This window comes from Janthinobacterium pasteuri, assembly GCF_051380775.1.
GTDB lineage: Bacteria > Pseudomonadota > Gammaproteobacteria > Burkholderiales > Burkholderiaceae_D > Janthinobacterium.
The window spans coordinates 17,551-36,035 of sequence record NZ_JBNYXS010000010.1; the positions used below are offsets into that span (position 1 = coordinate 17,551).

At 58.7% G+C, this 18,485-nt stretch carries 21 protein-coding genes; 8 read left to right on the top strand and 13 right to left on the bottom strand.

The window, feature by feature from the left end; translation table 11 throughout:
- Positions 1-22: 22 nt before the first annotated feature.
- The 8 genes from ACQ4WN_RS12200 (at position 23) to ACQ4WN_RS12235 (ending at position 6,221) form a co-directional block, all read left to right on the top strand.
- Positions 23-409, top strand: coding sequence for a DUF350 domain-containing protein (locus ACQ4WN_RS12200; protein WP_436551781.1), 387 nt, complete (start codon positions 23-25; stop codon positions 407-409).
- Positions 410-440: 31 nt separating this feature from the next.
- Entirely contained in the window at positions 441-1,475 is a 1,035-nt protein-coding gene (locus ACQ4WN_RS12205; RefSeq protein ID WP_436551782.1) for an SPFH domain-containing protein, read from the top strand.
- A 10-nt stretch (positions 1,476-1,485) separates the two neighbouring features.
- Positions 1,486-2,961: a DUF4178 domain-containing protein gene (locus tag ACQ4WN_RS12210; RefSeq protein WP_436551783.1), complete on the top strand. Its 1,476-nt coding sequence runs from the start codon at positions 1,486-1,488 to the stop codon at positions 2,959-2,961.
- Complete coding sequence (locus tag ACQ4WN_RS12215) at positions 2,954-3,166, top strand: hypothetical protein (RefSeq protein ID WP_436551784.1); 213 nt, start codon at positions 2,954-2,956, stop codon at positions 3,164-3,166. Before ACQ4WN_RS12210 ends, ACQ4WN_RS12215 begins: the two co-directional genes overlap by 8 nt.
- Before the next feature lie 2 nt (positions 3,167-3,168).
- Complete coding sequence (gene speD, locus ACQ4WN_RS12220; protein WP_436551785.1) at positions 3,169-3,534, top strand: adenosylmethionine decarboxylase; 366 nt, start codon at positions 3,169-3,171, stop codon at positions 3,532-3,534.
- Positions 3,535-3,597: 63 nt separating this feature from the next.
- Positions 3,598-4,152 (top strand): hypothetical protein, encoded by a 555-nt coding sequence (locus tag ACQ4WN_RS12225; protein ID WP_436551786.1) that lies wholly within the window; start codon positions 3,598-3,600, stop codon positions 4,150-4,152.
- A 276-nt stretch (positions 4,153-4,428) separates the two neighbouring features.
- A complete protein-coding gene (gene rsgA, locus ACQ4WN_RS12230) occupies positions 4,429-5,493 on the top strand; it encodes a ribosome small subunit-dependent GTPase A (RefSeq protein ID WP_436551787.1) in 1,065 nt (354 codons plus the stop codon).
- Between the two features lie 140 nt (positions 5,494-5,633).
- Entirely contained in the window at positions 5,634-6,221 is a 588-nt protein-coding gene (locus tag ACQ4WN_RS12235) for an HI_0983 family protein (protein WP_436551788.1), read from the top strand.
- Positions 6,222-6,287: 66 nt separating this feature from the next.
- On the opposite strand, the gene ACQ4WN_RS12240 is transcribed toward ACQ4WN_RS12235, so the two are convergent.
- From ACQ4WN_RS12240 to mnmG, 13 genes are all read right to left on the bottom strand, one after another.
- A complete protein-coding gene (locus ACQ4WN_RS12240) occupies positions 6,288-6,707 on the bottom strand; it encodes a F0F1 ATP synthase subunit epsilon (RefSeq protein WP_065307860.1) in 420 nt (139 codons plus the stop codon).
- Positions 6,708-6,769: 62 nt separating this feature from the next.
- On the bottom strand, positions 6,770-8,170 hold the full coding sequence (gene atpD / locus ACQ4WN_RS12245) for a F0F1 ATP synthase subunit beta (RefSeq protein WP_010393778.1): 1,401 nt from the start codon (positions 8,168-8,170) through the stop codon (positions 6,770-6,772).
- 29 nt (positions 8,171-8,199) lie between these two features.
- Positions 8,200-9,075 (bottom strand): F0F1 ATP synthase subunit gamma, encoded by an 876-nt coding sequence (atpG, locus tag ACQ4WN_RS12250; RefSeq protein WP_141171262.1) that lies wholly within the window; start codon positions 9,073-9,075, stop codon positions 8,200-8,202.
- Positions 9,076-9,137: 62 nt separating this feature from the next.
- On the bottom strand, positions 9,138-10,679 hold the full coding sequence (atpA, locus tag ACQ4WN_RS12255; protein WP_034752701.1) for a F0F1 ATP synthase subunit alpha: 1,542 nt from the start codon (positions 10,677-10,679) through the stop codon (positions 9,138-9,140).
- Positions 10,680-10,757: 78 nt separating this feature from the next.
- A complete protein-coding gene (locus ACQ4WN_RS12260; protein ID WP_010393786.1) occupies positions 10,758-11,303 on the bottom strand; it encodes a F0F1 ATP synthase subunit delta in 546 nt (181 codons plus the stop codon).
- Between the two features lie 2 nt (positions 11,304-11,305).
- Positions 11,306-11,776: a F0F1 ATP synthase subunit B gene (locus ACQ4WN_RS12265; protein WP_034752697.1), complete on the bottom strand. Its 471-nt coding sequence runs from the start codon at positions 11,774-11,776 to the stop codon at positions 11,306-11,308.
- Between the two features lie 43 nt (positions 11,777-11,819).
- A complete protein-coding gene (gene atpE, locus ACQ4WN_RS12270) occupies positions 11,820-12,098 on the bottom strand; it encodes a F0F1 ATP synthase subunit C (RefSeq protein WP_071080009.1) in 279 nt (92 codons plus the stop codon).
- A 59-nt stretch (positions 12,099-12,157) separates the two neighbouring features.
- Positions 12,158-12,967, bottom strand: a complete 810-nt coding sequence (gene atpB / locus ACQ4WN_RS12275) for a F0F1 ATP synthase subunit A (RefSeq protein ID WP_215407227.1) — start codon at positions 12,965-12,967, stop codon at positions 12,158-12,160.
- A gap of 51 nt (positions 12,968-13,018) precedes the next feature.
- Entirely contained in the window at positions 13,019-13,387 is a 369-nt protein-coding gene (locus tag ACQ4WN_RS12280; RefSeq protein WP_436551789.1) for an ATP synthase subunit I, read from the bottom strand.
- A 269-nt stretch (positions 13,388-13,656) separates the two neighbouring features.
- Positions 13,657-14,541, bottom strand: coding sequence for a ParB/RepB/Spo0J family partition protein (locus ACQ4WN_RS12285; protein WP_436551790.1), 885 nt, complete (start codon positions 14,539-14,541; stop codon positions 13,657-13,659).
- A gap of 131 nt (positions 14,542-14,672) precedes the next feature.
- Positions 14,673-15,443: a ParA family protein gene (locus ACQ4WN_RS12290; RefSeq protein WP_046681849.1), complete on the bottom strand. Its 771-nt coding sequence runs from the start codon at positions 15,441-15,443 to the stop codon at positions 14,673-14,675.
- A gap of 167 nt (positions 15,444-15,610) precedes the next feature.
- A complete protein-coding gene (gene rsmG / locus ACQ4WN_RS12295) occupies positions 15,611-16,255 on the bottom strand; it encodes a 16S rRNA (guanine(527)-N(7))-methyltransferase RsmG (RefSeq protein WP_436551791.1) in 645 nt (214 codons plus the stop codon).
- On the bottom strand, positions 16,252-18,189 hold the full coding sequence (gene mnmG / locus ACQ4WN_RS12300) for a tRNA uridine-5-carboxymethylaminomethyl(34) synthesis enzyme MnmG (RefSeq protein WP_436551792.1): 1,938 nt from the start codon (positions 18,187-18,189) through the stop codon (positions 16,252-16,254). The genes rsmG and mnmG overlap by 4 nt, the downstream gene beginning before the upstream one ends.
- Positions 18,190-18,485 lie beyond the last annotated feature (296 nt).

The following is an 18,485-nucleotide window of genomic DNA, read 5'->3' on the forward strand; positions in this document are numbered from 1 at the left end:
AATACTCATTGCGAGGAAAGCTGTGCCCGCCATCCTAAACTATCTGATCCATCTTTTACTGGCCGCCGGGCTATTGATTGTATTTTTTATCATCTACACGCGCGTCACGCCGTATAACGAAGTGCTGCTGATTCGCCAGGGCAACCAGGCGGCGGCGCTGTCGCTGGGCGGCGCGATACTGGGCTTTTCCGCTACCATCGCCTCGTCCCTGATGCACACGGCCGACTACCAGCAATTCTTCGCCTGGGCCTTCGGCGCCATGGTGGTGCAATTGCTCGCCTATGTGGTGACCACGCGCCTGCTGCGCATGTCGAAGGACCAGATCGAATCGAACAACAGCGCCTTCGGCGGCTTGCTGGGCGCCATTTCCCTGTCGATCGGCGCCATCAACGCCGCCTGCATTTCCTGACACCGTTTTATCTTATTCAAGGATATCCATCATGAGCCTCGGCAGCTTTATCAAGAAGCAGTTTATCGACGTACTGCAGTGGAACGAAGAGACGGAAGGCGTGCTGGCCTGGCGCTTTCCCATGCAGGATTTCGAGATCCAGAATGGCGCCATCCTGAATGTGCGCGAATCGCAGGTCGCCGTCTTCGTCAACGAAGGCAAGATCGCCGACGTCTTCGGTCCCGGTACGCACAAGCTGACGACGCAAACATTACCGTTGCTGACCAACCTGAAAAACTGGGACAAGCTGTTCGACTCGCCCTTCAAGTCGGATGTGTATTACTTCAGCACCCGCGTGCAGACGGGCCGCAAATGGGGCACGCCGCAGCCGATCACCATCCGCGACAAGGATTTCGACATGATCCGCGTGCGCGCCTTCGGCATGTATTCGTACCGCATCGCCGACGCCCGCACCTTCTTCACCGAGATCAGCGGCACGCGCGAGGTCTATACGCGCGACGAGGTGGAAGATCAATTGCGCGGCATTTTGATGTCCAGCATGGCCAGCTCGCTGGGCGGCGCCAACGTGCCCTTCCTGGACATGGCAGCCAACCAGGCGCTGATGGCGCAGGAAGTCAAGGATGGCCTGGCGCAGGCGTTTTCCCGCTATGGCGTGGGCCTCGATGAATTCAACGTGGCCAGCATCAGCCTGCCCGAGGAATTGCAGGCGGCGCTCGACGAGCGCATCTCCGCTGGCATGAAGGGCGGCCTGGGTGCCGACAAGATGAGCGGCTACACCAAATTCCAGGTGGCCAACGCGATCCCGCTGGCGGCGCAGAACGAAGGCGGCATGGCTGGCATCGGCGCGGGCCTGGGCGCCGGGCTGTCGATTGGCCAGGTGATGGCGCAAAGCATGGGCGGTGCGCTACAGCAGCAGGCACCGGCTCCGGTGGCGCCACCGGCGCCAAGCGAGGAACCGATCGAGGCACGCCTGGAAAAGCTCAAGGGTCTGCTCGACAAGGGCCTCATTTCGCCGGTCGACTACGACGGCGCCAAGGCTGAACTGCTGAAAAAACTGATCGGCTAAGCGCGACTGCATGCAAACTGTTTCCTGTCCCAGCTGCGGCGCGGAAGTCCGCTTCCGCTCGCACGCTTCCGTGCTCGCCGTGTGCGAGTACTGCCAAAGCACCATCCTCAAGGACGCCGATTCCGTCAGGGACGTGGGCAAGATGTCGGCCGTCCTGGAAGACTATTCACCAATCCAGATCGGCACGGCTGGCGTCTATGACGGCCTGCACTTCACCGTCGTCGGGCGCATCCAGCAGCGCTACAGCGCCGGCACGTGGAACGAGTGGTATGTACTGTTCGACGACACCAGCACAGGCTGGCTGGGCGACTCGTCCGGGCTGTATACGCTGACCGCCGAAATTGCTGACCCAAAGATGCTGGCCAACCTGCCTGCCTTTGCCGAGCTGCTGCCGGGCAGGCAATACCAGATCGACGGCGTGCCTTACACTGTGGCCGAGGTCCGCAATGCCGAATGCATCGCCGGCCAGGGCGAACTGCCATTCAAGGTGGGCGCTGGCTGGCGCATCCAGGTGGCGGACTTGCGCAGCTACTCCAGCTTCATCACGCTGGACTACACGGATGGCCCGCAACCGGTGCTCTATCTGGGTTTCGCCGTCACGTTGGAAAGCCTGCAGTGCCAGTTGCTGCGCGACGACGATGCCATTGCCAAGAGCGCCGGCAAGTACCGTGGCAAGCTCGAAGCGCTCGACTGCCCCTCCTGCGGCAGCGGCATCAAGTATGTCCCAGGCGCGGCAGCACAGCTGGTATGCCCCGCCTGCCACGCGCAGCTCGACGCCAGCGACCAGGAAGCGCAGGTGCTGGCCATCGGCAAGCAGGTGCACGACAACGTCGACATCACACTGGAACTGGGCGCCAGCGCGAAGATCAACAATGCCGACTTCACGGTGATAGGCATGATGCGCCGCGCCGACGACGAGGGTAGTCAGTGGAACGAATACCTGCTGTTCAGCGCGCGCGCCGGTTTTTTCTGGCTGGTGGAGACGGACGACGGCTGGTCGCGTTCCAACGTGTTGCCGAACTGGCCCACCTGGCCGTCCCTGGATGCGGAGCGATGCGCGCTCGATGGTGCCGTCTATACCAAGCTGTACGACTATGGCTCGCAGGTCGTGTATGCGGCGGGCGCCTTCAACTGGAAGGTGGCAGTCGGCGACAACACGCATGTCTATGAATTCGAACAGGGCCAGACCAAGCTGGCGGCGGAAATCACCGCCGAGGAAATGACCTGGTCGCGTTCCGTGCCCGTCGCCTTCGACCAGATGAGCGCCTGGTTCGGCGCCGCTTTCCATGGCGTGGCCACCGGCCGCAACATCAAGCTCAGCCACAAGCAGACCGCCAGGATCTTTATCGCCATCGTGCTGGTCTTGAATGCGATCCCGATGTTTGTCTCGTTTTCCAGCACGCTGCTATGGAGCGTGCTGGGCTGCCTGGCGCTGTTCCTGCCGGCTGTTTTCCTCGACAATAATGCAAAGAACCCCCATGAGTAAATATGTGATCTACGCGCTGATGGTGACCTTCACCGTCACGACCACCAACTGGGTACGCATGTTCACGCTGACCAGCAGCGGCATGCGCAACACCAATACGAACACGGGCGGCAGCAGCTGGAGCTCGCGCACGGGCACCGGGGGCGGCAGCTACGGTGGCGGTTATGGCGGCGGCTCCGGCGGCGGTGGCGGCAGCCACAAATAAGCATGGCGTCCACACCGCATCTGCCCCTGGGCACCCATCTGCTGGCCGACCTGTCGGGCATCGTACCGGAACGCCTGCGCGACTGCGCCGCGCTCGAAAGCCTGCTGCGCGCAGCGGCCAGCGCGGCCGGCGCGCAGGTACTGCACGGCCATTTCCACAGCTTTGGCCCGGGCCAGGGCGTCACGGGCGTGCTGCTGCTGGCCGAGTCGCACATCTCGCTGCACACCTGGCCCGAAGTCGGCTTTGCCGCCGTGGATATCTTCATGTGCGGCGCGGCGCGGCCGCAACTGGCGCTCGACATCATCAAGGATGCGCTGCAGGCGGCGCATTGCCAGCTGCAATCCGTGCGCCGCGCCCCGCCGGGCTAAGCTCGCTGGTGGATCGCGTGGGGATCGCTTACACTGTCGGCTCATCTCCCAACCGTGAATCCCATGCGCCGTTCTGCCCTGTCCCTGCTGCCACTGTTACTGCTCGTCACCGCTTGCGATGACTACACGGCACCCAGCCTGTACCAGGCCACCACGCCCGAATGCAAGACGTGGACGGAAGGTTCGCGCTTCGCGCTGCCGCGCGGCATCAGCGTGTATGCCACGCCACCCGTCACCCTGAAGGAGGGCGGCACGGAACTGGCGCTGATCTTCACCTTGCCAGTCGGTACGCAAGCCAGTTTTACGCGCCTGTCGTTCCTGCTGGAAGAACCGCACAAGCAGCCGTTCGCCGAGGCGAAAGTGCTGACCATCTACCAGCGCGGCATGAACCAGAAGGCCGAGATCGTCGACGTCATCGAAAAGCTGCCCATCATGTTTGCCGCCGTCGGCAATAGCAAGGAAACCCAGTGGCGATTGCGCCTGCAACTGCCGCGCCAGCTGCCGCAGCGCTTTGATTTATCGATGCCCGACATGCTCGTCGCCGGCAAGCGCTATCCGGTGCGCACGTTTACGTACCGCTATTTCCCTGAACGCAGTGCCTACGGCATGTGCAGCTGAGCCACACCGTTCATTGACGGCGGCGCGCGCCGCTGGCACACTGGCGTTTTCCACCACACAACAGGAGTAGACAACATGCGCCATTCGGATACTGCCGTGCTGTCGGCTGCCTGATCACTGTCTTTCCCGGCTAAGTCCCTTAGCCCGCTGTTCTTCATACGCGTGATCGCGTAGCCGACGTCCCCCTTCTTTCGTGCCAGTCATGCCGACTGGCGGTGCCTGCACGCGCAGGCTTCACGTCCGCACGCGGACGACAGAATTTGGAATCACGCTACCATGATCGCATTCGATTTTGCGCAACTACGCCTTATCGGGCTGCAGCAGGCCATCGCCGGCGCAGCCACCCAACTCGACGTATCTTCTCCCGCCGCGCAGCTGATGCGCGTGAGCGCCGTGCATCGCGACAGCATCCTCGTGCACGACGGCATCCTGGAACACCCGACGCGGATCCTGCCGCGCCTGCTGCACGCCTTGCTGGAGCAGGACAGCATCCTTGCCGTCGGCGACTGGATCGCTGCCGAACCCGATCTTCACGGCGCGCTGTGGATAACGGCACACTTATCCCCAGTCACGCAGATCGCGCGGCGCGGCAATGACGGCCGGCGCCAGGTACTCGCCAGCAATGTCGATACGGCCCTACTGGTGATGGGGCTGGATGGCGACTTCAACCCGCGCCGGCTGGAACGCTACCTGGCCATCGTGCTGGCGGCCCAGGTCAGCCCCGTGGTGGTGCTGAGCAAGGCCGACGTGGCTGACGACGTGGGCGGCAAGCTGGCGCAGCTGAAACAGCGCCTGCCCCTGCACGTGCCGCTGTTTGCCGTCGATACGCGCCATGCGTATGACGTGGCCATCCTGGAACCCTGGCTGGGCGCTGGCCAGACCCTGGTACTGCTGGGTTCATCGGGCGCCGGCAAGTCCAGCCTGACCAACACCCTGTGCGCGGTGGAGCAGGCGACGAATGGCGTGCGCCATGGCGATGGACGCGGCCGGCATACGACGACGGCGCGTTCCCTACACCTGTGCGCGGGCGGCGCCTGCATCATCGACACGCCGGGCTTGCGCAGCTGGCGCGCGGACGCCGATGCGGAGACCCTGGCGGCCACGTTTGACGACATTGCGGCACTGGCGTCCACGTGCCAATTCCGCGATTGCCAGCATGCCAGCGAACCCGGTTGTGCCGTACGCGGCGCCGTCGATGGGGACCGCTTGCGCAATTATCACAAGCTGCTGCGCGACGCCCGCCGTAGCGAAGAAACGCCGCTCGAGCGCATTGCCGCGCGCGCCAAGTGGAAGGTAAGGCTCAAAGCCTTCAAGCAGCGCGGCAAGGACGGGATTGTGTGAACAGGCGTCCGGTATCGACGACTACAGGCTGTATCAAAGTTGAAATTGAGAAATATGCAATGTATAGTTAAATGCAATACCAGCAGACATGCGCCGCACGCAATGCCTGCGGCCCGCCAACCATAGGATGAGGATGCACTGTGTTCAAGAAAAAAACCGTTTTACTTCTGAGTACGTTTTCGGCTTGCCTGTTCGCCAGCAGCGCACTGTTCGCGCAAAAGCTGATCGTGCCGCAAGAGATTCACTATGCTGGCAAGGTCTACAAGCTGGCGTTTACCGCGCCACAAAATCGCAATAGCAAGCGGGCCTTGTATGAATATACGACGAATGGCGAAGCGGTGGAAAAATGGAGCAGCCTGATTACCGTGCTATACGAAAGCAATTCCAAGAACGATCCATTTTCCTTCTCTGCAGCCCTGGTCAAGTCGCTGGCAGCCACCAAACCGGAGCCCATTTCCTCCGTCGTGATCGACAATGGCCATGTGCTGATGCGGTCAGTATATGAACCGGATGCGGCCAACCCCGTGTATGAATCGAACGTCAGCAAGAGCTTTCATGGCGCTGCCGCCTGTGGTGGCCTGCTGCAGTTTCAGTATGCGGTAAAAACACCACCCGGCGAAGACCAATCGGCGGCGGGCAAGCAGGCGACGCTGAAGTTGGTCAATGAGGACAATGCCAGTTTGGCTGTCCAGTTGCGCGATGGCGACTGGCAACCCACCTGCGAATAGGCGGGAGGCGAGGCATAAAAAAAGGCAGCCCGCAGGCTGCCTTTTGTATTACTGCGTACGAGCAAATTAATGCTTGCGCAGCTTCTGGATCGCTGCCAGCTGCGCAATCGCGCTGGCCAGCTCGGCTTGCGCTTGCGCGTAGTCGATGCCCGAATCCTTGTTGTGGATATTTTCTTCCGCCAACTTCTTCGCTTCCAGCGCTTTCGCTTCATCCAGGTCGTGACCGCGGATCGCGGTATCGGCCAGGACGGTCACGGTGTCCGGTTGCACTTCCAGCAGACCGCCAGCAACGAAGACGAATTCTTCTTCAGCCTGGCCGACTACCTTGATGCGGACCGCGCCCGGACGGATGCGGGTAATCAAAGGCGTGTGGCGTGGGTAGATACCCAGCTCGCCCTGTTCACCCGGCAACGCGACGAATTCTGCTTCGCCTGAAAAAATCAGTTCTTCAGCGGAAACCACGTCAACGTGAATTGTGTGTGCCATGTGTGTCCTATCGGGTTGAAGAACCCCGCCTGGTAAGGGGCGGGGTTAGGCCCAGACTTAACTTAGTTAAGTTTCTTGGCTTTTTCGATTGCTTCTTCGATCGTGCCGACCATGTAGAACGCTTGTTCCGGCAGGTGATCGAGTTCGCCCGAAGCGATCATTTTGAAGCCCTTGATCGTGTCTTTGAGCGAAACGTATTTACCAGGCGCGCCGGTAAAGACTTCAGCGACGTGGAAAGGCTGCGACAGGAAACGCTGCATCTTACGTGCGCGGGCCACCAGCAGTTTGTCTTCCGGTGCCAGCTCGTCCATACCCAGAATCGCGATAATGTCGCGCAATTCCTTGTAGCGTTGCAGGGTCGTTTGCACGGCACGCGCGGTGTCATAGTGCTCTTGACCAACGATCAACGGATCGAGCTGACGCGAGGTCGAATCGAGTGGGTCCACGGCTGGGTAGATACCCAGGGAAGCGATGTCACGCGACAGCGCAACGGTCGAATCCAAGTGAGCAAACGTGGTAGCAGGCGATGGATCGGTGTAATCATCGGCTGGAACGTAGACGGCCTGGATCGAGGTGATCGAACCGGTCTTGGTCGACGTGATACGCTCTTGCAGACGGCCCATTTCTTCAGCCAGGGTTGGTTGGTAACCCACAGCCGACGGCATACGGCCCAGCAGTGCCGATACTTCGGTACCGGCCAGCGTAAAGCGGTAGATGTTGTCGACGAAGAACAGAACGTCCTTGCCTTCATCACGGAACGATTCAGCGATCGTCAGGCCGGTCAGCGCAACGCGCAGACGGTTACCTGGCGGTTCATTCATCTGACCGTAGACCATCGCTACTTTGGAGTTCTCTGGATTTTCCAGATCGACCACTTTCGCGTCAGCCATCTCGTGGTAGAAGTCGTTACCTTCACGCGTACGCTCACCAACACCAGCGAACACGGACACGCCGCTGTGCGCTTTGGCGATGTTGTTAATCAGTTCCATCATGTTGACGGTCTTGCCTACGCCAGCGCCGCCGAACAGACCGACTTTACCGCCTTTTGCAAACGGGCAAACCAGGTCGATCACCTTGATGCCGGTTTCCAGCAGTTCTTGCGATGGCGACAGTTCGTCGTATGCAGGAGCGGTGCGGTGGATCGACGCGACTTGCTCGTGCGACACTGGGCCGCATTCGTCGATCGGGTTACCCAGCACGTCCATGATGCGACCCAGGGTTGCCTTACCGACTGGCACCATGATAGGTTTGCCGGTATTTTGAATCATCATGCCGCGACGCAAGCCATCGGACGAACCGAGTGCAATGGTACGGACAATGCCGTCGCCCAACTGCTGTTGTACTTCCAGGGTCAGTTCCGAGCCTGCCATCTTCAAGGCATCAAATACCTTAGGCATCGCGTTGCGGGGAAACTCAACGTCCACCACAGCGCCGATACACTGAACGATTTTGCCATCAGCCATGTTCGTTCCTTCAATATAGTTAAATTCGTTTAAACCGCAGCCGCACCGGCGACGATTTCGGAGAGTTCTTTGGTAATCGCAGCTTGGCGGGTCTTGTTGTAGATCAGCTTCAATTCGCCGATCACACTACCCGCGTTGTCGCTTGCAGCTTTCATCGCGACCATCCGTGCCGATTGCTCGGACGCCAGATTCTCCGCGACTGCCTGGTACACCAGCGCTTCTACATAGCGCTCCAGCAATTCGTCGATGATGCTTTGCGCATCCGGCTCGTAGATGTAATCCCACGAGTGTGCGCTCTTGTCGGCGACCATCTTGTCAGCCGTCAGGGGCAGCAACTGTTCGACCACTGGTTCCTGCTTCATCGTGTTGATGAATTTGGTGTAGCACAGGTACACTGCGTCGAGCTTGCCTGCCTGGAACTCTTCGAGCATGACCTTGACAGGTCCGATCAATTTGTCCAGGTGGGGCGTATCACCAGTTTGAATGGCAGAAGCGACGATCTTGACGCCGATGCGATTCAAAAAACCCAAACCCTTGTTACCGATGGCAACTGCTTCAATCCGGTTGCCAGCTGCTTCCAGCTCGCGCGACTTCGACGTCACCTGGCGCAGGATGTTGGTGTTCATGCCGCCGCACAGACCCTTGTCGGTCGTGACAACGATGAAACCAACTGCCTTCGCTTGCGTACCCTGGGCAGCTGCCAGGAACGGGTGCGTGTATTCCGGATTGGCATTCGCCAGATTGGCGGCGATATTCCGAATCTTGTCACTGTAGGGACGAGCGGCCCGCATCCGGTCTTGCGCCTTGCGCATTTTGGACGCGGCGACCATTTCCATCGCCTTGGTGATCTTCTTCGTATTCTCTACGCTCTTGATCTTGCCTCGTATCTCTTTGCTTGATGCCATGAGTCCTTACTCCTTCTGCGCGTAGGGCGGCGCCTCACTCGAGGTGGGCGCCGCCTGGCCGCTTAATATGCGCCGGATTTCTTGAAATCAGCAATGGCCGCCGACAGAGTTGCTTCGCTGTCTTTGTCGAGTTGCTTGGTTTCTTCGATCTTGGCCAGCAGAGCAGCTTGCTTGGTCTTCATGTAAGCGTGGACACCAGCTTCGAACGACAGCACTTGCTTGACTGGCACGTCGTCCATGAAGCCTTTGTTCACCGAGAACAGCGATACGGCCATCAGCGAGATCGACAGTGGCGAGTACTGGGCTTGCTTGAGCAATTCCGTTACGCGGGCACCACGGTCCAGCTGCTTGCGGGTCGATTCATCCAGGTCCGAAGCGAACTGCGCAAACGCAGCCAGTTCACGGTACTGCGCCAAGTCGGTACGGATACCGCCGGACAGGTTTTTGATGACCTTGGTCTGGGCGGCGCCACCGACGCGCGATACGGAGATACCGGCGTTAATAGCAGGACGGATACCGGCGTTGAACAGCGAGGTTTCCAGGAAGATCTGACCGTCGGTAATCGAAATCACGTTGGTTGGAACGAATGCGGACACGTCGCCAGCTTGCGTTTCAATGATCGGCAGTGCCGTCAGGGAACCGGTCTTGCCTTTGACGGCGCCGTCGGTGAACTTCTCGACGTAGTCGGCGTTCACGCGTGCTGCGCGTTCCAGCAGGCGGCTGTGCAGGTAGAACACGTCGCCTGGGTACGCTTCGCGACCTGGTGGACGGCGCAGCAGCAGCGAGATTTGACGGTATGCAACAGCTTGTTTGGACAGATCATCGTAGACGATCAGTGCATCTTCACCGCGGTCACGGAAATATTCGCCCATGGCGCAACCGGAGTACGGCGAGATGTATTGCATGGCGGCCGATTCCGAAGCGGAAGCGGCGACAACGATGGTGTATTCCATCGCGCCGTGCTGTTCCAGCGAGCGCACGATGTTCTTGATCGACGAGGCTTTTTGGCCAATCGCGACGTAGATACATTTCATGCCCTGGCCTTTTTGATTGATGATCGCATCAATCGCCACAGCCGACTTGCCGGTTTGACGGTCGCCGATGATCAGTTCGCGCTGGCCGCGGCCAACTGGAACCATCGCATCGATCGACTTCAGGCCGGTTTGCATAGGTTGCGAAACGGACTCACGGGCGATCACGCCCGGAGCGATTTTTTCAATCGCGGCCGTCAGTTTCGTCTCGATGGCGCCTTTGCCGTCGATTGGCTGACCCAGCGCGTTGACAACGCGGCCGAGCAGTTCAGGACCGACTGGCACTTCCAGAATGCGGCCGGTGCATTTCACCGTGTCGCCTTCGGAGATGTGCTCGTAGGCACCCAGAATCACGGAACCGACGGAGTCGCGTTCCAGATTCATTGCCAGGCCAAACGTGTTGCCTGGGAATTCCAGCATCTCGCCTTGCATCACGTCCGACAAACCGTGGATGCGGCAGATACCGTCGGCGACGGAAATAACCGTGCCTTGATTACGCACTTCAGCGCCGCCGTCAAGACCTTGGATCCGGCTCTTGATCAACTCGCTGATTTCAGATGGGTTGAGTTGCATACTAACTCCTAAAAGTGTTTCTCTCAGCTTGCGCGAGGGGTAAGGGTCTGTCTTAGCTGGCCTGCCGAAGCGCGTGTCTTACGACACCAATGCAGCGTGCAGTTGCTGCAGCTTGGCGCGCACCGAGGTATCGAGCACTTGGTCGCCAACAACCACGCGCACGCCGCCGAGCAGCGATGGATCCACTGTGACGGCAGGGTTGAGCTTACGACTGAATTTCTTTTCCAGCGTTGCGACCAGCTCGGCCGTTTGGCCTTCGCTCAGATCGAAAGCGCTCGTGATCTCGGCGTCAGCCGCACCTTCCAGACCATTTTTCAAGGTATGGAATTGCGCGCCGATTTCCGGCAGCAGGCTGATGCGGCCATTTTCGATCAACAACGTGACGAAGTTTTTCACTTCCTCATTGAGCGGCGATTTCAACAACGACAGGATGGTGGCGGCGACGTCGCTTTCCGAAACTTTCGGATTGCGCGCGTACGCCTGTACCTCGGGGTGGCTACCGATCTGTGCCAGTTCGGACACCAGTTCGGACCACGCCGCGAGGTTGCTTGACTCCTTACCAGCTTGGGCTACGCGGAACAAAGCTTCCGCGTAGGGACGGGCGACGGTTGCGAGTTCTGCCATGATTACAGCTCGACAGCAAGACGCTGCAACATTTCGGCGTGAGCCGTAGCGTTGACTTCACGCTTCAAGATCTGCTCGGCACCCTTGACAGCCAGGTCAGCCACCTGAGCGCGCAATTGTTCGCGTGCTTTCGACAGTTGCTGTTCGGCGTCCGACTGGGCTTGCGCAATGATACGCGCAGCTTCAGCTTGTGCATTTTGCTTGATCTCTTCAGCAACCAGCTGCGCGCGCTTTTCAGCGTCCGCAACGCGTTGCGACGCTTCTTCACGTGCACTGTTCAATGCCTCTTGCGCACGCTTTTCAGCGACAGCCATCGAAGCTTGACCTTGATCGGCCGCAGCCAATCCATCCGCGATTCGTTTGGCACGCTCATCCAGCGCATTGTTCAGCGCTGGAAATACGAACTTCATCGAGAACCAGACCAACACCGCGAAGGTGATCATCTGGCCGATGAGCGACATATTGATGTCCATACCTTTGCTCCTAACTAAAAGTTTCTCCTAGGGTTGGAGCGAATTACTGAGCAACAGCGGTCAGAGCCGACAGGAACGGGTTAGCGAACGTGTACAGCAGAGCGATACCAACGCCGATCATCGAGATAGCATCCAGCAGACCAGCGATAACGAACAGTTTGGTTTGCAGTTGTGGCATCAGTTCTGGTTGACGTGCCGAAGCTTCCAGGAATTTGCCACCCAGAATAGCGAAGCCCAGAGCGGTGCCGATTGCGGCCAGGCCGATGATGATTGCTGCTGCCAGAACGGTCATGCTTTGTACTTGTGCGATCAGAGCTTGCATAAAATTCTCCTAAATTTAAAAACGAAAGATACTAAAAAAACAAAATATAAAGTTGCTGATTAATGTTTCTCAACCGCAAGGCTCAGATACACAACCGTCAACGCCATAAACACAAAAGCTTGCAAAGTTACAATCAAGATATGGAAAATTGCCCATGGACCACCCAACGCCCACTGTGCCCACCAAGGCAACAACGCGATCAAGATGAAAATCAGCTCGCCGGCATACATATTGCCGAACAGTCGCAGCGACAGGGAGATCAGTTTTGCAACCAACTCAACCATTTGCAGCAAGAAATTAACTGGTGCCAACAAGATCGTGCCGATGATGCCACTTGCATGGAAAGGCGCGGTAAACAATTCCTTGATCCAGCCGCCCAGGCCCTTGGCCTTGACGGAAAACGCGATAATGCACAGAACGACCGAGAACGACATAGCAAAAGTATGGTTCACGTCGGCGGTAGGCACCACGCGCAGCTTGTGCACGCCAAACCAGCTCAACACTTTCGGCAGCAGATCAACCGGCAGGAAGTCCATTGCGTTCAACAACCAGACCCACACGAAAATCGTGATGGCCAGCGGCGCGATGATCTTGCTTTTTGCGTGGAAGGCCCCATTAATAGTCTCATTGACCATTTCCATGATCATTTCAACGAAGTTTTGCAGTTTGCCAGGAACACCGGCCGTCGCGCGGCGCGAAGCCATGTAGAAAACGGCAAGGAAAACAAAGCCCAGGATGGCAGACACCCAGAATGTGTCCAGGTTGAAGGCGCCATCGGCGCTTTTCAAGTGGGCCAAATGGTGGCTGATGTATTCTGTGGCGTTGGCCGGGGCAGCATGGCCCGCTTCAATAGCGTGTTCTGTGGTCATAATGAATTTAGATTTGTCGTTTCAGAGCACAACAGGCCCCAAAACCAATGATTAAACAGCGAGCAATGAAAACCAGTATGCTAAGGTTGCCACCGCGAAACCCAATATCAGCCATAACCAGGCGGCCGACTGAAACAACACCAGTGCCAATATAAACAGCACCGCTGTAATAAATATTTTCACCATTTCCGCACGCAAGTGCGCGCGAAAAGCCTTTTTGGCGTCGCTATTACCGCGAACCACCAGCAAGGCATACGCTAGGCTGCCGGCGACGGCGATCGCACCGCCGCATGCGGCGGACCAGCCTCTGACACTGCCACCGAAAAACACGGTGAGCGTGGCAAAACTGATCACGATTGCTAGCTGCAAGGCAACTACTTTGTAGACGGGCTTGGCAATACTTTGTTGTGAATCACTCAATTGCCAGGTTCCCAGAAAAATCTACACACGCAAAGACACGGGATTATAGTTGGCTTTGATCTATAGAGTCAAACGTTGCTGCACCGCAGCAGGGCGATTGCTGCGTGAAACTGACGCTTTACCGACTATTCGCCGCCATTTGCACCACTATATGGCAAAGTCGCTTGTCTGGCCGCTTCCAGCCGTGTTATCAAGGAATTACGTGGTACATCTGGAAAGCATGTCCGGATTGTCCACACCGCACTCCCCATGTCTTTGCAGCTTGCTATTTAACCACGCAAGCGGGTCAACAAACCATCGAGCACGTCAAGATCGGCAAAATCGATCACTAATTGGCCACGGCCTTTGTTGCCCATTTTGAACACCACGGGCGTGGCCAGCGCATCGGACAACTCTTCTTCCAGGCGCGCGATGTCGCCGGACTTTTCCTTTTGCCGCGGTTCGACGGGGTTGGCCGCTTCTTCGGCGGTGCGCGTCACCAGCTTTTCCGTTTCGCGCACCGACAGGCGCTTGGCCACCACCTGGTTGGCCAGGTTGATCTGGCTGGCCGCATCGACCGCCAGCAAGGCGCGCGCATGGCCCATGTCGATATCGCCGGCCATCAACATGGTCTGCACGGGGCTGGCCAGGTTCATCAGGCGGAGCAGGTTCGACACCGCACTGCGCGAGCGTCCCAGCGCAGTGGCCGCTTGCTCATGCGTAAAATTGAAGTCGGCGATCAGGCGGTGGATGCCCTGCGCCTCTTCCAGCGGGTTCAGGTCTTCGCGCTGGATGTTTTCGATCAGCGCCATGGCCGCGGCGGCCAGGTCATCCACATCGCGCACCAGCACCGGCACTTCCGTCAGGCCAGCCAGCTGCGAGGCGCGGAAGCGGCGTTCACCGGCGATGATTTCATATTTGATCAAGCCGCTCAGGGTATCTTGCCCGATCGGGCGCACCAGGATGGGCTGCATCAGTCCTTGCGCCTTGATCGAGGCGGCCAGTTCGTTCAGGGCCCCCTCGTCCATGCGCGTGCGTGGCTGGTACTTGCCAGCTTGCATTTGTGACACGGGCAAGTTGGACGGTTGATGCGTGTCCGGGCTGGCGAAGTCGTCGCCGCCGCCCAGAAGGGCGTCGAGTCCGCGACCCAGTCCTTTTAATTTTTTCGTAGCCATGCTGTCCTAATAATCTTATCTATATTGCTATTTGCCTTTAACCCAACGGCAAGTGCTGGGGTCAGTTCCGGAGGAATCGGAATGCATCCCATTGGGATACATTCCCCCGGCGGGCCTGACCCCGGGCTTGTTTACATATGTTTGATGCGCTCGACCATCTCGGCGCCGAAGGCGATGTACGCCTGGGCACCTTTCGAGCTGGGGTCGAAGGTCACGCCGGGCAAGCCGTACGATGGCGCTTCGGCCAGGCGCACATTGCGCGGAATGATGGTATTGAAGACCTTGTCGCCGAAGTGCTGCTCCAGTTGGGCCGACACTTGTTGCGATAATGTCATGCGTGGATCGAACATCACGCGCAGCAAGCCGATGATCTTCAAATCCGGGTTCAGGTTGGCGTGCACCTTCTTGATGGTGTTGACTAGGTCGGACAAGCCTTCCAGCGCGTAGTACTCGCACTGCATCGGGATGATCACGCCATGCGCGGCGCACAGGCCGTTCAGGGTCAGCATCGACAATGCAGGCGGGCAATCGACGAGGATGAAATCGTATTCGCTGTCGACTTCGGCAAGCGCATCCTTCAGGCGGCGTTCGCGGTTGTCCAGTTCGACCATCTCCACTTCGGCACCGGCCAGTTCGCGGTTCGACGGCAAGACATCGAATCGCCCCGCTTCCGAACGCTGGCGTGCCGTCTTGACATCGGACTCGCCCAGCATGACTTCATAGGTAGACGCCTTCAGGCCGGCCTTGTTGATGCCGGCGCCCATGGTCGCATTGCCCTGCGGGTCGAGGTCGACCAACAGCACACGCTGGTTCAACTTGGCCAGGCCGGCGGAGAGGTTGACGCTTGTTGTGGTTTTACCAACACCACCCTTTTGATTTGCTACACAAAAAATTTTGGCCATGTATCTTCTAGTTGTAAAGAGATGCAAACTTCATCGTGCGCCCCGGCATCGCGCCGAAACGATTTATACTGTTTATTTCATTTATACGATATAAATCGTTTATACGGTTTATATTGTTTATACCGTATAAACCATTTATATGATTTATATCGTTTAATTTCTGGCGTTTAAACTCTTGTTATAAAGACCAGATGACGCTCTGCATTTAGCCCTGGCACCGCGATTGCGCGTAGCTCGGTAACTTGCCATTCCGCTGGAAGCCGCTCGCGCTCGTCTGGTGGCGCTATCCCTTTCAAGGCGATGAACTGACCGCCCTCTTCCAGCACGTGACCCGACCAGTTGACGAAGTCGGACAGGTCGGCGAAAGCGCGCGAGGTGATCACGTCGAATTTCTGCTGCACTTCCAGCTGTTCCACCCGCTTGGTGTAGACGGTGACGTTGCTCAAGCCCAGTTCCGCCTTCACTTGCGTCAAGAATGCCGTCTTTTTATGCACCGTGTCGATCATCGACACCTTCACATCGGGCCGCGCGATGGCCAGCACCATGCCCGGCAAGCCGCCGCCGGCGCCCACGTCGAGCACGTTTTTGGCGTCCGCGAACGCGGGCACGGCCGCCAGCGAATCGAGCACGTGCAAGGTCAGCATCTGCATGGGATCGCGCACCGACGTCAGGTTGTACACGCTATTCCATTTGGCCAGCAAGGCCAGGTAATCGAGCAGTTTTTCCGTCTGATCCGCGCTCAGGTCCAACCCCAGCGCGGCGATGCCTTCATTCAAAATCTGGGCCAGTGCGGCCCGGTCAAACTGCTTCATTCAACAACCTCATCCTTTAAAGTGGTGGTCTGCGCGGCACCGAAGCCGCGCTTTTTCAAGTGCACCAACAGCAGCGAAATCGCCGCCGGCGTCACGCCGGAAATGCGCGATGCCTGGCCCAGGGTTTCCGGGCGCTGCTTGTCGAGTTTTTGCCGCACTTCGACCGATAGCGCGCCGATGTCCAGGTAATTGAAACCGGCCGGCAAGGCCAGGTTTTCATAGTGTTCGTGGCGCTCGATTTCTTTGCTCTGGCGCTCGATGTAACCTGCATATTTGAGCTGGATTTCCACCTGCTCGCGCACGGCGGGATCCTGCACGCCGGGGCCGGCCAGAGCCTGGCCTTCCATGCCCGTCATGCTCATCAGCGTGTCGTAGGCGACGTTCGGGCGGCACAGCAGGTCCGCCAGCGAGTACTCGCGCTCGATAGCCTGACCGACGATGCGTTCCGATTCGGCTGCCGCCAGGATGCGCGGATTGACCCAGGTGGAACGCAGGCGCTGCAGTTCCAGCGCCACCGCTTCGCGCTTGGTCTCGAAGGCTTGCCATTGGGCGTCGCCCACGCAACCGAGGGTGCGGCCGATTTCCGTCAGGCGCATGTCGGCATTGTCTTCGCGCAGGCTCAAGCGGTACTCGGCACGGCTGGTGAACATGCGGTACGGTTCCTGCACGCCCTGGGTGATCAGATCGTCGACCAGCACGCCCAGATACGCCTCGGAGCGGCCCGGTACCCAGGCTTCCTTGTCCTGCGTCAGCAAGGCCGCATTCAGGCCCGCCAGCATGCCTTGCGCTGCCGCTTCCTCGTAGCCGGTGGTGCCGTTGATCTGGCCGGCGAAGAACAGGCCTGCCACCGCCTTCGTTTCCAGCGAGGCTTTCAAGCCGCGCGGGTCGAAATAGTCGTATTCGATGGCATAGCCGGGGCGCAGGATGTGCGCGTTTTCCATGCCCTTCATCGATTGCACCAGGGCGATCTGTACGTCGAACGGCAAGCTCGTGGAGATGCCATTCGGATAGAACTCATGCGTCGTCAAACCTTCCGGCTCGAGGAAGATCTGGTGCGATTCCTTGCCCGAGAAACGGTGGATCTTGTCTTCGATGGAAGGGCAATACCGGGGACCCACGCCCTCGATGACGCCCGTGTACATGGGGCTGCGATCAAGGCCGGCGCGGATGATGTCGTGCGTCTGGCTATTCGTGTGCGTGACCCAGCACGGCACCTGGCGCGGATGCATGGCCGTGTTGCCCATCACCGAGAAGACGGGCACGGGATCGAGATCACCGGCCTGTTCTTGCATCACGGAAAAATCGATCGTGCGGCCATCGATGCGCGGCGGCGTGCCCGTTTTCAAGCGGCCCTGCGGCAGCTTCAATTCCTTCAAACGGGCGGACAGGGAGATGGCAGGCGGGTCGCCGGCGCGGCCGGCCGAGTAGTTATTCAAGCCCACGTGGATCTTGCCGTCGAGGAAAGTGCCAGCCGTCAAGACCACGGCGCGCGCGAGAAACTTCAAACCGATCTGCGTCACGGCGCCAACGACTCTGTCGCCTTCGACGATCAGATCATCGACCGCTTGCTGGAACAGCCACAGATTCGGCTGGTTTTCCAGGCGCGTACGGATGGCGGCTTTATAGAGAATGCGGTCGGCCTGGGCGCGCGTGGCGCGGACTGCCGGGCCTTTCGACGAGTTCAGGATGCGGAACTGGATGCCGGATTCGTCGGTGGCGATCGCCATTGCGCCGCCCATGGCATCGACCTCCTTGACCAGGTGGCCCTTGCCGATGCCACCGATGGAGGGATTGCACGACATCTGGCCCAGTGTCTCAATATTATGCGTGAGCAATAGCGTCTTCTGCCCCATGCGGGCGGAAGCGAGGGCCGCCTCGGTACCGGCGTGACCACCACCGACAACGATGACGTCGAATTCTGTAGGAAATAACATGATAAATAGGTAACAGTGCAAGTAAAAATGCGAGAAGAGAGCTCCGATTATAGAGTCTTTTTGCGAGCGCAACCTTCCACGGGCCAATTTTTGCTTAATTTTTACTCAGCAGTGGCAAGAAACCGGCGATTTCTGTTTCACGTGGAACACTTCATGGGCTGGCGATGGGGCTACAGCGGCGGGCAATGTTTGCTACAATTGCCGCATCGTCCGCAACACCGTGGTCACGCCAGTGGCCAACGGGACGATCATCCAGGAGGACGGCCTCCCCCATCATGGGCACACACCGGGACGGC

What these genes read in the sequence shown, in the direction of transcription:
- ACQ4WN_RS12205 (WP_436551782.1), top strand. Translation starts at nt 441, where the DNA reads ATGAGCCTCGGCAGCTTTATCAAGAAGCAGTTTATCGACGTACTGCAG.
- ACQ4WN_RS12210 (WP_436551783.1), top strand. Translation starts at nt 1,486, where the DNA reads ATGCAAACTGTTTCCTGTCCCAGCTGCGGCGCGGAAGTCCGCTTCCGC.
- ACQ4WN_RS12215 (WP_436551784.1), top strand. Translation starts at nt 2,954, where the DNA reads ATGAGTAAATATGTGATCTACGCGCTGATGGTGACCTTCACCGTCACG.
- speD (WP_436551785.1), top strand. Translation starts at nt 3,169, where the DNA reads ATGGCGTCCACACCGCATCTGCCCCTGGGCACCCATCTGCTGGCCGAC.
- ACQ4WN_RS12225 (WP_436551786.1), top strand. Translation starts at nt 3,598, where the DNA reads ATGCGCCGTTCTGCCCTGTCCCTGCTGCCACTGTTACTGCTCGTCACC.
- rsgA (WP_436551787.1), top strand. Translation starts at nt 4,429, where the DNA reads ATGATCGCATTCGATTTTGCGCAACTACGCCTTATCGGGCTGCAGCAG.
- ACQ4WN_RS12240 (WP_065307860.1), bottom strand. Translation starts at nt 6,707, where the DNA reads ATGGCACACACAATTCACGTTGACGTGGTTTCCGCTGAAGAACTGATT.
- atpD (WP_010393778.1), bottom strand. Translation starts at nt 8,170, where the DNA reads ATGGCTGATGGCAAAATCGTTCAGTGTATCGGCGCTGTGGTGGACGTT.
- atpG (WP_141171262.1), bottom strand. Translation starts at nt 9,075, where the DNA reads ATGGCATCAAGCAAAGAGATACGAGGCAAGATCAAGAGCGTAGAGAAT.
- atpA (WP_034752701.1), bottom strand. Translation starts at nt 10,679, where the DNA reads ATGCAACTCAACCCATCTGAAATCAGCGAGTTGATCAAGAGCCGGATC.
- ACQ4WN_RS12260 (WP_010393786.1), bottom strand. Translation starts at nt 11,303, where the DNA reads ATGGCAGAACTCGCAACCGTCGCCCGTCCCTACGCGGAAGCTTTGTTC.
- ACQ4WN_RS12265 (WP_034752697.1), bottom strand. Translation starts at nt 11,776, where the DNA reads ATGGACATCAATATGTCGCTCATCGGCCAGATGATCACCTTCGCGGTG.
- atpE (WP_071080009.1), bottom strand. Translation starts at nt 12,098, where the DNA reads ATGCAAGCTCTGATCGCACAAGTACAAAGCATGACCGTTCTGGCAGCA.
- atpB (WP_215407227.1), bottom strand. Translation starts at nt 12,967, where the DNA reads ATGACCACAGAACACGCTATTGAAGCGGGCCATGCTGCCCCGGCCAAC.
- ACQ4WN_RS12285 (WP_436551790.1), bottom strand. Translation starts at nt 14,541, where the DNA reads ATGGCTACGAAAAAATTAAAAGGACTGGGTCGCGGACTCGACGCCCTT.
- ACQ4WN_RS12290 (WP_046681849.1), bottom strand. Translation starts at nt 15,443, where the DNA reads ATGGCCAAAATTTTTTGTGTAGCAAATCAAAAGGGTGGTGTTGGTAAA.
- rsmG (WP_436551791.1), bottom strand. Translation starts at nt 16,255, where the DNA reads ATGAAGCAGTTTGACCGGGCCGCACTGGCCCAGATTTTGAATGAAGGC.
- mnmG (WP_436551792.1), bottom strand. Translation starts at nt 18,189, where the DNA reads ATGTTATTTCCTACAGAATTCGACGTCATCGTTGTCGGTGGTGGTCAC.